General features: G+C 68.6%; 14 protein-coding genes. 9 read left to right on the top strand and 5 right to left on the bottom strand.

All coding sequences use genetic code 11. The features are described 5' to 3' along the window. Positions 1 to 5: 5 nt before the first annotated feature. Positions 6 to 947 carry an alpha/beta hydrolase gene (locus tag E3O48_RS08780; RefSeq protein WP_134538113.1) on the top strand — a complete coding sequence of 314 codons (942 nt, stop codon included), beginning with the start codon at positions 6 to 8 and terminating at the stop codon, positions 945 to 947. A gap of 135 nt (positions 948 to 1,082) precedes the next feature. Here the strand turns inward: E3O48_RS08780 and glpX are convergent, their stop codons facing one another. After that, the gene (glpX, locus tag E3O48_RS08775) at positions 1,083 to 2,015 is read right to left on the bottom strand and encodes a class II fructose-bisphosphatase (RefSeq protein WP_134538215.1); all 933 of its coding nucleotides are present in this window, start codon (positions 2,013 to 2,015) and stop codon (positions 1,083 to 1,085) included. Positions 2,016 to 2,259: 244 nt separating this feature from the next. Between glpX and fbaA the strand changes: the two genes are divergently transcribed. Both fbaA and E3O48_RS08765 read left to right on the top strand, forming a co-directional pair. Further along, a complete protein-coding gene (fbaA, locus tag E3O48_RS08770; RefSeq protein ID WP_134510575.1) occupies positions 2,260 to 3,285 on the top strand; it encodes a class II fructose-bisphosphate aldolase in 1,026 nt (341 codons plus the stop codon). A gap of 29 nt (positions 3,286 to 3,314) precedes the next feature. Beyond that, complete coding sequence (locus tag E3O48_RS08765) at positions 3,315 to 3,848, top strand: DUF6264 family protein (protein WP_134538112.1); 534 nt, start codon at positions 3,315 to 3,317, stop codon at positions 3,846 to 3,848. Between the two features lie 66 nt (positions 3,849 to 3,914). On the opposite strand, the gene E3O48_RS08760 is transcribed toward E3O48_RS08765, so the two are convergent. Further along, positions 3,915 to 4,955 carry a 4-hydroxy-3-methylbut-2-enyl diphosphate reductase gene (locus E3O48_RS08760; protein WP_134538213.1) on the bottom strand — a complete coding sequence of 347 codons (1,041 nt, stop codon included), beginning with the start codon at positions 4,953 to 4,955 and terminating at the stop codon, positions 3,915 to 3,917. Positions 4,956 to 5,043: 88 nt separating this feature from the next. Between E3O48_RS08760 and xseA the strand changes: the two genes are divergently transcribed. The 5 genes from xseA to E3O48_RS08735 all read left to right on the top strand — a co-directional run bounded on the left by xseA (position 5,044) and on the right by E3O48_RS08735 (position 9,351). Continuing rightward, a complete protein-coding gene (xseA, locus tag E3O48_RS08755; RefSeq protein ID WP_134538111.1) occupies positions 5,044 to 6,297 on the top strand; it encodes an exodeoxyribonuclease VII large subunit in 1,254 nt (417 codons plus the stop codon). A gap of 1 nt (position 6,298) precedes the next feature. Further along, positions 6,299 to 6,541, top strand: coding sequence for an exodeoxyribonuclease VII small subunit (locus E3O48_RS08750; RefSeq protein WP_134538110.1), 243 nt, complete (start codon positions 6,299 to 6,301; stop codon positions 6,539 to 6,541). Further along, complete coding sequence (locus E3O48_RS08745) at positions 6,538 to 7,203, top strand: DUF4245 family protein (protein ID WP_134510571.1); 666 nt, start codon at positions 6,538 to 6,540, stop codon at positions 7,201 to 7,203. The genes E3O48_RS08750 and E3O48_RS08745 overlap by 4 nt, the downstream gene beginning before the upstream one ends. Beyond that, positions 7,203 to 7,856, top strand: coding sequence for a carbonic anhydrase (locus E3O48_RS08740; protein WP_134538109.1), 654 nt, complete (start codon positions 7,203 to 7,205; stop codon positions 7,854 to 7,856). The genes E3O48_RS08745 and E3O48_RS08740 overlap by 1 nt, the downstream gene beginning before the upstream one ends. Before the next feature lie 79 nt (positions 7,857 to 7,935). Further along, the gene (locus E3O48_RS08735) at positions 7,936 to 9,351 is read left to right on the top strand and encodes an aspartate ammonia-lyase (RefSeq protein ID WP_134538108.1); all 1,416 of its coding nucleotides are present in this window, start codon (positions 7,936 to 7,938) and stop codon (positions 9,349 to 9,351) included. Positions 9,352 to 9,456: 105 nt separating this feature from the next. On the opposite strand, the gene E3O48_RS08730 is transcribed toward E3O48_RS08735, so the two are convergent. The 3 genes from E3O48_RS08730 to E3O48_RS08720 form a co-directional block, all read right to left on the bottom strand. Next, positions 9,457 to 10,791: a PhoH family protein gene (locus E3O48_RS08730; RefSeq protein ID WP_241982474.1), complete on the bottom strand. Its 1,335-nt coding sequence runs from the start codon at positions 10,789 to 10,791 to the stop codon at positions 9,457 to 9,459. A 234-nt stretch (positions 10,792 to 11,025) separates the two neighbouring features. Continuing rightward, positions 11,026 to 12,147 carry an aminotransferase class V-fold PLP-dependent enzyme gene (locus tag E3O48_RS08725; protein ID WP_134538106.1) on the bottom strand — a complete coding sequence of 374 codons (1,122 nt, stop codon included), beginning with the start codon at positions 12,145 to 12,147 and terminating at the stop codon, positions 11,026 to 11,028. Positions 12,148 to 12,154: 7 nt separating this feature from the next. Beyond that, the gene (locus E3O48_RS08720) at positions 12,155 to 12,940 is read right to left on the bottom strand and encodes an isoprenyl transferase (RefSeq protein ID WP_134538105.1); all 786 of its coding nucleotides are present in this window, start codon (positions 12,938 to 12,940) and stop codon (positions 12,155 to 12,157) included. A gap of 69 nt (positions 12,941 to 13,009) precedes the next feature. Between E3O48_RS08720 and E3O48_RS08715 the strand changes: the two genes are divergently transcribed. Next, on the top strand, positions 13,010 to 13,711 hold the full coding sequence (locus E3O48_RS08715) for a hemolysin III family protein (RefSeq protein ID WP_134538104.1): 702 nt from the start codon (positions 13,010 to 13,012) through the stop codon (positions 13,709 to 13,711). Positions 13,712 to 13,762 lie beyond the last annotated feature (51 nt).

Here is a 13,762-nt window from a genome sequence, read left to right as displayed (position 1 = left end):
AGGAGATGAAGGCCTCCCGCCTCAATCCTGAGCTCCGACGCATCTTCCGCTTTGTCCCGAACCCGCCGGTGACGACGAGCGCAGGTCGCTCCGTGATCAACGGGCTGCTCAAACGAGTGAAGACACCCTCGCAGTTCGACGGGGTGTCTTTCAACGTCGTGACGCTGGCCAACGGCCAGCCCGCTCGCATATTCTCACCCCCCGGATCCTCACCCCCCGATCGCGGAAAGAGGGCGGCCCTGCTGAACATCCACGGCGGTGGCATGGTGATCGGGAAGGCGTCCCAGGACGACGTCCACATGGCCGACGTCGCTCGCGACCTTGGCATCGTGGTGGTGTCGATCGAATACCGGCTCGCACCTCAGAGCCCGTTCCCCGCAGCTCTCGACGACTGCTTCTTCGCCTGGAACGCCCTGCTCGAATCCGTCGTCGACGTCGGCGTGGACCCGGCCAGGATCGCGATCGGCGGGCAGAGCGCCGGAGGCGGCCTGGCCGCGACACTGGTTCAGCGAATCCATGATCAGGGCGGCGTCCAACCGGTCGCACAATGGCTCTTCTGCCCGATGCTCGACGACCGCACAGCCGGCCGCCGCGAACTCGACGCCGTCAGGCACCGACTCTGGAACAACAAATCGAACCGCGCCGGCTGGAAGGCCTACCTCGGTCAGGAACCAGGAGCTGCCGATCTTCCGCCGTACGCTGCCGCGGCCCGGCGAACCGATCTCACCGGTCTCCCCGCGGCGTGGATCGGAATGGGCGACATCGAGCTGTTCTATGGCGAAGGCCGCACCTACGCCGCCGCCCTCCGCGACGCGGGCGTCGACTGCACGCTCGACATCATTCCCGGCGCCCCCCACGCCTTCGAGACCATCGCCGCCACGACGCGCCTCGCAACCGACTACAAGGCCCGCGCCCACGCCTGGTTGAGGAATCGGCTGGGCGTCTGACCACCGCTGGGCGCCACCGGCCTCCGGTCTGCCTGCGGCGACGGACACGACCGTGAACGAGGAGAGTCGCCGCGCAAGCGGCGACTCTCCTCGTTCACGGCGAGGCCGGGCAACCGGGTTGCCGGGGGTTGGGCCTTAGAGCCACTTCGAGGCGAGGTGCTCCGCGATCACGCGACGGGTGGTGCCCGACTTCGACCGCATGACGATGCTCTCGGTGCGGATGACCGGCCCCATGCGACGCACCCCGTCGACGAGTCCGCCATCCGTGACACCGGTCGCCACGAAGAACGTGTTGTCACCGCTGACCATGTCGTCGAGCTCGAGCAGCTTGTCGATGTCGAGACCGGCCGCAATGCCGCCAGCACGCTCCGCGTCATCCTTCGGGGCGAGGCGCCCCTGCATGTACCCGCCGATGGCCTTGAGCGCGCACGCGGTGGTGATGCCCTCGGGGCTGCCGCCGATGCCGACGCACATGTCGATGCGCGTCTCCCAGCGGGCCGCGTTGATTCCTCCGGCGACGTCGCCGTCGCTCATCAGCCGGGTTCCGGCGCCGGCGCTGCGGATTTCGTCGATCAGGCCGGCGTGGCGCGGCCGGTCGAGCACGGCGAGGACCATCTCACCGACCGGCTTGCCGGTCTTCTTCGAGAGCTCGCGGATGTTGTCGCCGATCGACGCATCGAGGCTGACGACCCCGCGGCCGGCGCCGCCGGTGACGATCTTGTCCATGTAGAACACGGATGACGCGTCGAGCATTGTGCCGCGGGAAGACACCGCGATGACGGAGAGCGCGTTCTGGCGGCCGGCGGCGGTGAGGCTGGTGCCGTCGATCGGGTCGACGGCGATGTCGCAGGCCGGACCGCGGCCGTTGCCGACCCGCTCGCCGTTGAAGAGCATGGGGGCTTCGTCTTTTTCGCCCTCGCCGATGACGATGAGGCCATCGAAGTTGACGGTGCCGAGGAAGACGCGCATGGCGTCGACGGCCGCCTTGTCTGCGGCGTTCTTGTCGCCGCGGCCGATGAACGGAACCGCGCGAATCGCGGCCGCCTCGGTCGCGCGCACCAGTTCCATGGCCAGGTTTCGGTCGGGATGGGTGAAATTGGGGGCGATTTCGGGGCTGTTCACAGATGGTCCTTCCCGGACGAAGAGTGCGGCAGTGGCGTGACCCGTCTTTGGGCCGGCGCTGGTGGATCAGCGCTGCCGCCTTCAGCCTAGCGCCCGACGATCCCGATCCCGCCTCACGGTCTCGCACGCCCGGCGACCCTCCCTCGGTAGTATTGAAGAACCGAAACGGTTCAACCGAGGAGACTAAACAATGCCCATCGCAACCCCCGACCAGTATGCAGAGATGCTCAACAAGGCCAAGACGAATGGGTTCGCGTATCCCGCGTTCAACGTTTCGTCCTCACAGAGCATTAACGCCGTACTACAGGGCCTGACCGAGGCCGGCTCAGACGGCATCATCCAGGTCACCACCGGTGGCGCAGATTACTTCGCCGGCCACACGGTCAAGAACCGCGCATCCGGTGCGCTCGCGATGGCGCACTTCGTGCGGTCCGTCGCCGACAATTACCCCGTTACCGTTGCCCTGCACACGGACCACTGCCCCAAGGGCGCCCTCGAGGACTTCGTCCTGCCGCTGATCACCGCCTCCGAAGAGGAGGTCAAGGCCGGCCGCAACCCGATCTTCCAGTCGCACATGTGGGACGGCTCCGCCATCGCGCTCGGCGAGAACCTGGACATCGCCAAGGACATCCTCAAGCGCACCCAGGCGATCAACGCGATCCTCGAGGTTGAAATCGGCGCCGTCGGCGGCGAAGAGGACGGCGTCGAGGGTGACATCAACGAGAACCTGTACACGACCCTCGACGATGCCCTCGCCATGATCGATGCCCTCGGCATGGGCGAGAACGGCCGCTACATGGCCGCGCTCACCTTCGGCAACGTGCACGGCGTCTACAAGCCCGGCAACGTCAAGCTGCGCCCGGAGCTGCTCAAGGAGATCCAGGATGGCGTCGCCGCCAAGTTCGGCACCGGCCCGAAGCCGCTCGACCTGGTCTTCCACGGCGGATCGGGCTCGACCGACGCCGAGATCGCCGAGGCCGTCGCGAACGGCGTCGTGAAGATGAACATCGACACCGACACCCAGTACGCGTTCACCCGCGCGGTCGCCGGCTACATGCTCAGCAACTACGACAGCGTGCTCAAGGTTGACGGCGAAGTCGGCAACAAGAAGGTCTACGACCCGCGCGCCTGGGGCAAGGTCGCCGAGACGGCCATGGCCGCCCGCGTCGCCGAAGCCACCCGCCAGCTCGGCTCCGCCGGCCACTCGAACAGCTAGCACCCGGGATGACGATGGCCGAGAATCCTTTGTCCACACCAGCGGGGACCCCGCCCGAGGATTCCCGGCCACGCCCGCAATACGGCGAACTGGCGCCGGAGGGCTGGAGCTGGACTCCGGCCCCCGACGCCGTCCCGCCGGTTCCGTCGGCGACCCCGACGACATCCGGCCCGAACCAGGCCGCCCGGGCGCGCGGCACCGTGCCCGCCTGGGACCGGCCGGTGACGCTTGCCCTGCTCGTCTTCGGGCTCCTGGCCACCTTCTTCGCGGTCGGGGTGCTCGGCGCCCTCCCCCAGGCCGTGCAGATGCTCTACACGCAGCAGGACCTCGGGGACTACACCCCCGCCGCCTCGGTGGCCGGGCTGATCACCGCCGGGAGTTTCACGGAGGCAGCGGTCTGGCTTGCCTCCGCGGCCGGCGCGATCCTGCTGCTCGTCCGCGGCAAGCGCGCCTTCTACCTGCCGCTGATCGGCGCGGTCGTCGCCTTCGTCGTGATCTTCGTGTTCATGTCGGTCATCCTGGCCACCGACCCGACGCTGCTCACCTTCTACAGCCAGTCGTGATTCCTGCAGCCGGCCGCAACGGGCCGGAAAGGCGGCCCGCCGTGAGGGCCGGCCGCCGGCCTTCGTCTACTCGGCGCGGGTGACCCGGCCGCCGAGCCCTCGTGCGTCCTTGTTGCCGGCAAGGTCCTTGCGCAGTTCCTTCGGAAGCGAGAACAACAGGTCTTCCTCGGCCGTCTTGACCTCCTCGACGTTGCCGTAGCCGGCGTCCTCGAGCGCGGCGAGCAGCTCGTGCACGAGTTCCTCCGGCACGGATGCCCCACTCGTCACCCCGACCGTGACCACACCGTCGAGCCACTCCTGCTTGACCTCGCTGGCGAAGTCGACCCGGTAGGCGGCCCGGGCGCCGTATTCCAGGGCCACCTCGACCAGGCGCACCGAGTTGGACGAGTTCGCCGACCCGACCACGATCACGAGGTCGGAGTCCTCGGCGATCTTCTTGATCGCCACCTGCCGGTTCTGGGTGGCGTAGCAGATGTCGTCGCTCGGCGGGTCCTGCAGCAGGGGGAAGCGCGCCCGCAGGCGGCGCACGGTCTCCATGGTCTCGTCCACGCTGAGGGTGGTCTGCGAGAGCCAGACGACCTTCTCGGGGTTGCGCACCTGGATGGTGTCGGCCTCGTCGGGGCTGCCGACGAGGGTGGTGTGCTCGGGGGCCTCCCCCGCGGTGCCCTCGACCTCTTCATGGCCCTCGTGGCCGATCAGGAGGATCTCGAAGTCGTCCCTGGCGAAGCGCACGGCCTCGCGGTGCACCTTGGTCACCAGCGGGCAGGTCGCGTCGATCGCGAGCAGGCCGCGGTCGGCGGCGGCGCCCACGACCGCCGGCGAGACGCCGTGGGCGCTGAAAACGATGTGGGAGCCGGTCGGCACCTCGTCGACCTCCTCGACGAAGATGGCACCCTTCTTCTCCAGTTCGGAGACGACGTGCACGTTGTGCACGATCTGTTTGCGCACGTAAACGGGCGCGCCATACAGGTCGAGGGCCTTCTCCACGGCGATCACGGCGCGGTCCACGCCGGCGCAGTAGCCGCGCGGGGCGGCCAGCAGCACCCGCTTCGTTCCGTCCACGGGGGTATCCTTGAGCCTGTTGCGTGCGCTCGGGATACGTGGCATGCCCAGGCCGATTACGGGCGAATCCGTACTAATAGTCACGCTGCCAGTCTAAGCGTGCAGCGCTGAAGCGCTGTGGGAGGAACGATCGATGCAGGATGCACCCCCCACCGTGGAGACCCCGTGGCCGGTCGCAGTGCTGGCGAACAAGATCCGCGGCTACATCGAACGGCTCGGCACCGCCTGGGTGGAGGGCGAGATCACCCAGTGGGGCGTCAGCGGCGGGAACGTCTACGGCAAGCTCAAGGACCTCACCGAGGACGCCACCGTCGGCTTCACCGTGTGGTCCTCCGTGAAGGCCCGGCTCACCGACGAGTTCAAGCAGGGCGACCGGGTGATCGCCCTGGTCAAACCCAACTACTGGGTCAAGGGCGGCACGCTCACCATGCAGGTGTTCGAGCTGCGCCACGTGGGTCTCGGCGACATGCTCGAACGGCTCGAGCGGCTGCGCAAGAAGCTCGCCGGGGAGGGCCTGTTCGACGCCTCCCGCAAGGTGCCGCTCCCGTTCCTCCCGCACTGCATCGGCCTGGTCACCGGCAAGGACTCCGACGCGGAGAAGGACGTCATCCGCAACGCCCAGTTGCGCTGGCCGGCCGTGAACTTCCGCATCCGCTACGCGGCCATGCAGGGCGACCGGATGGTGAACGAGGTGACCGCGGCCATCCAGGCCCTCGACGCCGACCCTGAGGTCGATGTGATCATCGTGGCCCGCGGCGGCGGCGACTTCCAGAACCTGCTCGGCTTCAGCGACGAAATGGTGCTCCGGGCGGCGGCGGCCTGCGCGACCCCCCTGGTCAGCGCGATCGGCCACGAGGCCGACCGGCCGCTGCTCGACGAGGTCGCCGACCTGCGCGCGTCGACACCGACGGATGCCGCCAAGCGCGTCGTGCCCGACGTCTCCGACGAGCTCAACCGGGTGCAGCAGGCCCGCGCCCGGATCAGCACCCGCCTGACCGGAATCGTCGCCACCGAGATCGACCGGATCGGCCAACTCCGTTCCCGCCCCGTGCTCAGCTCCCGGGACTGGATCATCGATTCCCGCGCCGAGGACCTCACCCGCTATGTGGCCCGCGGCACCGAACTCGTCGACCGGGTGGTGGAGCGGGCGGGCGCCGCCATCGTCGACCTGCGCTCCCAGCTGCGCGCCCTCTCCCCCCAGGGCACGCTCGACCGCGGGTACGCCATCGTGCAGCTCCCCGACGGCCACGTGCTTCGCCGCCCCGACCAGGCCCCGGCCGCCACGAAACTCCTGATCACCCTCGCCGACGGCACAGTGTCGGCCACCGCAGACGACAGCGCGGCCGACACCGCCGGCGACACCGCCGACCTGATCGCGTCGAAATAGAATGGATGCCATGACCTCGCCCGCAGACGACCTTTCCGCGCTGAGCTACGAACAGGCCAGGGACGAACTCGTGCGCGTCGTGAACGCCCTCGAGCAGGGATCCTCAACCCTGGAGGAGTCGCTCGCGCTCTGGGAGCGCGGCGAAGCGCTGGCCCGACGCTGCGAGGAATGGCTGATCGGCGCGAAGGCGAGGCTGGACGCCGCGCGATCCGGCCAGACCGACACCGCCGCCTCGGCCGGATGAGTCCCGCCAAACGGGCACCCCGGGTCGTCGCCGAACTCGGCCGCCCGGAGACCCCCGAGGAGACCAGGATCCGGCTGGCCGAGAACTCCCGAAACTACCGGGCGCGGAAAACCGTGAACAACCTGGTGCTGTCGCTGCTGGTGACCGTCGGCGCCGTCCTCGTGCTGGTGCTGCTCGTGCCGCGCAGCGAGGCCCCCGTGGACCGCCCGGTCGACTTCGCCACGGTGGCCGCGCAGGTGCAGACCGGGATCGACGAACCGCTGCTGGTGCCCGATCTCCCCGCCGGGTGGCGGGCCAACGCCGCGCAGTGGCGCCTCGGCGGCTCGGACAAGATCCCGTCCTGGTACATCGGTCTGCTCACGCGCGGAAACGAGTTCATCGGGCTCACCCAGGGTCTCGGCGCGAACCCGTCCTGGGTCGCCGCGCAGTTGAAGAACGCCCCGGCAGGTGACACCGTCACCATCGACGGCGTCACCTGGGACGTCTACCGCAACACGGCCCCGGAGAAGGAGCGCGGCAACTTCGACTACGCCCTGGTCACGGAGGCCGGAACGAGCGCCTACCTGCTCGTCGGGACGGCGACGGAAGCCGAATTCGCCGAGCTCGCCGCAGCGCTCTCCGACCAGATCACGGCCAACGCCCCCACCACCGGAGGAAAATGATGACCGGAAACGACGACGACGCATCCACCCCGGCGCGGGTCTGGAACGAGCTGCAACGCGGGAACGAACGCTTCGTCAGCGGCGTGCCGCAGCATCCGCGACAGGACGTGGACCGACGGGCCGAGACCGCCTTCGTGCAGACCCCCGACGCGGCCCTCTTCGGGTGCAGCGACTCGCGTCTGGCCGCGGAGATCATCTTCGACAAGGGGCTCGGCGACCTGTTCGTGGTGCGCAACGCCGGCCAGGTCGTTTCGGACTCGGTCCTCGGTTCGCTCGAGTACGCCGTCGCGGTGCTGCAGGTGCCGCTCATCCTCGTGCTCGGCCACGACGGGTGCGGTGCCGTGCGCGCCGCCATCGACTCCCAGGCACCGGACGCCCAGCCGCTGCCCGTGCACATAGCGAAGATCATCGAGAAGATCGTGCCGGCGGTGCGCCGGGTGAGCGGCGCAACGGATGCGACTCCGATCGACCCGCACACCGTCGACGCCCTGGCCGTCGGCCGGGAGCACCTGCGCGACACGGTCGCCGAGCTCCTCGAACGTTCGGAGATGATCAGCGCCGCCGTCGCAGAAGGTACATTGGCTATCGTCGGGGCGAACTACCGGCTACTCGAGGGCCGGGCCGTGCCCGACATCGTCGTCGGCGTGGTCTGATCCGCCCGACCCGGCCGGGTGACCTGCCGCGACCCGTTTTCCCAGCTCCCCGTCTCACAATCGAAAGGTAATACACACCGTGGTGGACAAGACCGCTGAAGCCGGCTTCCGGATCGAACACGACACGATGGGCGAGGTGCGGGTCCCCGCGACCGCCCTCTACGGCGCCCAGACCCAGCGCGCCGTCGAGAACTTCCCGATCTCCGGCTCCGTGCTGGAGCCCGCGCAGATCGCCGCCCTCGCCCGGATCAAGAAGTCCGCCGCCCTGGCCAACGCGCGCCTGGGCGTGCTCGACCAGGACATCGCCGACGCGATCGCCGCCGCCGCCGACGAGGTCGTCACCGGCCGGTACGACGGCGAGTTCCCGATCGACGTGTACCAGACCGGCAGCGGCACCTCCTCGAACATGAACATGAACGAGGTGCTCGCCACCCTCGCCACCCGCAGCCTGGGCCGCCCGGTGCACCCTAACGACCACGTGAACGCATCCCAGTCCTCCAACGACGTCTTCCCCACCTCGGTGCACATCGCCGTGACGAGCGCGCTGATCGACGACCTGATCCCGTCGCTGGACCACCTCGCCGTCGCCCTCGAGGAGAAGGCCGTGCTCTGGGCCGGCGCCGTCAAGGCCGGCCGCACCCACCTGATGGACGCCACCCCGGTCACCCTCGGCCAGGAGTTCGGCGGCTACGCCCGCCAGATGCGACTGGGAATCGAACGCGTGCGCACCGCACTCCCCCGCGTCGCCGAGGTGCCGCTCGGCGGCACCGCCGTGGGCACCGGAATCAACACGCCGGCCGGTTTCCCGCAGCTCGTGATCGAGCTGCTGGTCGAGGAGACCGAGCTGCCCGTGACCGAGGCCCGGGACCACTTCGAGGCGCAGGCGAACCGCGACGGCCTCGTCGACGCATCCGGCGCCCTTCGCACGATCGCGGTCAGCCTCACCAAGGTCTGCAACGACCTGCGCTGGATGGGCTCCGGACCCAACACCGGCTTCGGCGAACTGCACATCCCCGACCTGCAGCCCGGCTCCTCGATCATGCCGGGCAAGGTGAACCCGGTCATCCCTGAGGCCGTGCTCATGGTCTGCTCGCGGGTCATCGGCAACGACGCCACCATCGCGTGGTCCGGCGCGTCGGGCTCGTTCGAACTGAACGTGGCCATCCCCGTGATGGGCACGGCCCTGCTCGAGTCGATCCGCCTGCTCTCCAACGCGACCCGCGTGCTGGCCGACAAGACCATCGACGGTCTCACCGCGAACCTCGAGCGCGCCCGAGCCCTGGCCGAGTCGTCGCCCGCGATCGTCACCCCGCTGAACCGGGTGATCGGCTACGAGGCCGCGGCGAAGGTCGCCAAGCACTCCGTGGCCCAGGGGATGACGGTGCGCGAGTCGGTCATCGACCTCGGCTTCGTCGACCGCGGCGAGGTCACCCTCGAGCAGCTCGACACCGCACTGGACGTGCTCAGCATGACCCGCCCGCCCCAGGCCCGGTAGCCGCCTGCTGTCAAATTCGACGGAGATTTTGTCCGAACACTGCCGTTTCTGCTTCAGAACCGCCTGTGTCGCTAAAATCTCCGTCGAATTTGACGGGCGCGGACCTCAGGCGGGTTCGTTGCCCTCGAGCATCTCGGTGACGAGCGCGGCGATGGCACTGCGCTCCGAACGGGTGAGCGTCATGTGCGCGAACAGCGGATGTCCCTTCAACGTCTCGATCACCGAGGCCACCCCGTCGAAGCGGCCGACCCGGAGGTTGTCCCGTTGGGCGACGTCGTGGGTGAGCACGACGCGGGAGTTCTGCCCGATCCGGCTGAGCACCGTGAGCAGCACGTTCCGCTCCAGGGACTGCGCCTCGTCCACGATCACGAACGCGTCGTGCAGCGAACGGCCGCGGATGTGCGTGAGCGGCAGCACCTCGAGGATGCCGCGGTCGAGGACCTCCTCCAGCACATTCTCCGAGACGATGGCCCCGAGGGTGTCGAAGACCGCCTGCGCCCACGGGCTCATCTTCTCGTTCGCGTCGCCGGGAAGGTAACCCAGCTCCTGTCCGCCGACCGCGTAGAGCGGCCGGAAGACCATGATCTTGCGGTGCTGCTGGCGCTCCAGCACGGCCTCGAGGCCGGCGCACAGGGCGAGCGCCGACTTCCCCGTACCGGCTCGCCCCCCGAGCGACAGGATGCCGATCTCCGGGTCGAGCAGCAGGTCGATGGCCAGGCGCTGCTCGGCCGACCGGCCCTTCAGCCCGAAGACGTCCCGGTCGCCGCGCACGAGCTTCATCTCACCCTTGCCGGTGACCCGCCCCAGGGCGGAGCCACGGTCGGAGTGAATGACCAGGCCCGTGTTGACGGGCATGTCCTGCACGAGCCGGGTGTCCATGACCTCGTTCTCGTACAGTTCGTTGATCTGGTTGGAACCGAGGGTGATCTCGTCCATGCCGGTCCAGCCGGAGTCGACCGCGAGCTCGTGCCGGTACTCGTCAGCGAGGAGTCCGATCGACGCGGCCTTGACCCGCAGCGGGAGGTCCTTGGAGACGACGGTCACGTTGAGCCCGTCATTGGCGAGGTTCATCGCCACGGCCAGGATCCGCGAGTCGTTGTCACCGAGCTGCAGCCCGGACGGGAGCACCGACATGTTGGAGTGATTCAGTTCCACCCGCAGGCTGCCGCCCTCACCGACCGGGATCGGGAAGTCGAGTCGTTCGTGCTTGACCCGCAGCTCGTCGAGGAGCCGCAGGGCCTGGCGGGCGAAGTACCCGATCTCCGGGTCGTTGCGCTTGGACTCGAGTTCGGCGATCACGACGACGGGGAGCACGACCGCGTGCTCCGCGAAACGGAAGATCGCCTTGGGATCGGACAGGAGGACGGAGGTGTCAAGCACGTACGTGCACTCGGCTTGGTCTGCTCCGGCGATGCTTCGGTGCGAACCTTTTTGGTCGATCTGATAAGCGGTCACAACCACTCCCACCCCGGCCTCGAAAGGCGCGGATTGTGTTTGCGAGTTGGCCACTAAGGTCTCGAGCCGTACTTATGTGGCCGTCTCGACCAGGCGCTATACCTGATGGATGTGACGCTACTTTCCGAAGGGTTCCAGGGGAAGTCCGACACGCCCATTGATATCAGACGTTAATCAATCCGTCACCGGGCTGCCGGCGTTCCCCACGAAGACGCCGGCTCAGTAGATCGCCGCGGTGGCATACGACGTGAACGCCCCGCGGAGCATGTCGACCGTGTCAACCGAGAGCACGGCGTGGGCGCAGAGCCGCACCGTGCCGCCCCGGGTGGTGGCCGTCACCCCGTGGTTGTGCAGGGCCGCCGTCAGCACGGTCAGCTGGGCCTTGGGCGGTTCGAGCACCACGATGCCCGCCCGTTCCCGCTCGTCGCGCGAGGAGGCGACCGGGATCGCGAACTCGTCGGCCAGGTCGATCAGCTCCGACGCGTTCACGGCGACGGCGGCCTCGATCCGGCCGATGCCGACCTGTGCGATGTCGTCGAGGGCGGCGGCGAACCTCGCCTGGGCGATCGGGTCTCCATTGCTCACCCGGAATGCGTTGGCGCTCCGGCTCGGCGGCAGCACCTCATCCCACGGCTCGGCGGTGTCGGTGCCGGCGAAACCGGAGAAGACCGGCACCAGACGCTCCACCGCCCGGTCGCTCAGGGCGAGGAACCCGGTGCCCCAGCCTGCCCTGGTCCATTTCTGGCCGCCGGAGGCGACGACATCCGCCACCTCGTAGGGGGCGTCGACGACCCCGAAGCCCTGGATGGCGTCGACGATCAGCAGGCGGTCACCGATGACCTGGCGGATGCCGTCGAGGTCGGCCCGGTGACCGGTGCGGGAGTCGACCAGGCAGACCGCGACAGCGACGGTGGCCGGGGTGAGCTGCTCCCTGATCTCGCCGGGCGTGACCCTGCCGTGCTCGGTCGCCAGCCAGACCGGCTCGACGACACGCAGGGCCTCGGCCGCCCGGACGGCGGCGAAGGGAACGGTCGGGAAGTCGTTCGGCGACAGGAGGACCGCACCGGTCAGGCCGAACATGGCCTGCATGATCCCCGTGGTGGTGTTCGGCTCGCAGACGACCTGATCGGCGCGGAATCCCGTGGCCTGCGCGACCGCGGTCCGCAGCCGTTCGTCCTGCTCGTGCAGGTGCGCGAGGCTGCCGTAACGGGCGCGGGAGAGCACCTCGCTCTGGCCGAGGGTCTCGGCGACGACCGCGGCGGACATCGGCCCGACCCGGGCGTAGTCGAGGTAGCCGGGCTCCTCGAGGAAGCCCCCCGCGAACCGGTCGACGGCGTCCATCGGTCTCCTACCCGCCGAATCGGCGCTGGCGTTTGGCGAAGTCGCGGAGGGCCCGCAGAAAGTCCACCTGGCGAAGGTCGGGCCCGAGGGCCTCGACGAAGTAGAACTCGCTGTGCGCGCTCTGCCAGAGCATGAAGTCGCTGATCCGCTGCTCCCCCGAGGTGCGGATGACCAGGTCGGGGTCGGGCTGCCCGCCGGTGTAGAGGTGGGCGCCGATCAGGTCCGGAGTGAGCGTCTCGGCGAGGTCGGAAAGCGTGCCGCCGTTCTCGAGGTGCGCGCCGACGATGCTGCGCATCGCGTCGGTGATCTCCGTGCGCCCGCCGTAGCCGACGGCGAGGTTGATGTGCAGGCCCTTCCTGCGGGCGGTCCGCGCCTCCGCGGCGTCGAGCGCCGCGACGAGGGCGTCGGGCAGTCCGGCCTTGGACCCGACGTGCTGCACCCGCCAGTCCCGGTAGCGGGAGAGCTCCTCGGCGAGTTTGGCGATGATCTTGGTCAGTTCGGAGAGTTCTTCGCTCCCGCGGTTGGTCAGGTTGTCCGAGGAGAGGAGGTACAGCGTGACCACCGAGATGCCGAGGTCGTCGCACCATTTGAGGAACTCGCGCATCTTGGCGGCCCCGGCCCGGTGCCCGTGGGCGGCCGAATCGAAGCCGAGCTGCCTGGCCCACCGCCGGTTGCCGTCGATGATCATGGCCACGTGGTCCGGAAGCACATCCGGCGTCAGCCCGCGACGAAGGCGACGCTGGTACACCCCGTAGAGGATGCCGCGCGCCCAGGGAACCTGCCGCTTATGCACACATTCACGGTAGCCCACATTGGCGCTCGCGTGCCGCACCGGGCATGCGCCCTGTCGTATTCTGGCTGCATGGCCACCGAGGACGACATCCCCAACCTGCCCCTGCTGGAGAATGACACTCCGCACCCGGATGACGTCAAACCCACCTGGCGAGGCTGGATCCACGCCGGCACGTTCCCGGTCACGATCGTGGCCGGAATCATCCTGCTCCTGCTCGCCGACGGGGACGCGGCGAAGTGGAGTTCGTTCGTCTTCGTGCTCAGTTCGATGCTCCTCTTCGGCAACTCGGCGCTGTACCACCGGTTCAACTGGAAGCCGATGACCAGGCTCGTGCTCAAGCGCATCGACCACGCCAACATCTTCCTGCTGATCGCGGGTTCCTACACGCCGATCGCGGTTCTGGCCCTGCCGCCGGCCAAGTCGATCCTGCTGCTCTCACTGGTCTGGGGCGGCGCGATCCTGGGGATCGCCTTCCGCGTGTTCTGGATCCACGCGCCGCGCTGGCTCTACGTTCCGCTCTACCTCGCCCTGGGCTGGGGCGCGTTGATGTTCATCGTCGACTTCTTCCAGGCGAACGCGACGATGATGACCCTGATCATGGTCGGCGGCCTGTGCTACTCGGTCGGCGCCGTGGTCTACGGGATGAAGAAGCCCAACCCGGTGCCGGGCGTGTTCGGGTTCCACGAGATCTTCCACAGCCTGACCGTGGTGGCGTTCCTCTGCCACTGGGTGGCGATCCTGATCATCGCGACCCACCCGCTCTACCCCTGACGGGGGCGGTCAGTGGCCGGTCAACTGGCCGGCCTGCTGGGGCCGGTCAAC

The organism is Cryobacterium sp. HLT2-28, from assembly GCF_004402495.1.
GTDB classification, from domain to species: domain Bacteria; phylum Actinomycetota; class Actinomycetes; order Actinomycetales; family Microbacteriaceae; genus Cryobacterium; species Cryobacterium mannosilyticum.
Note: the sequence above shows the minus strand (reverse complement) of the source record. Positions and strands in the feature narration are given on the sequence as shown.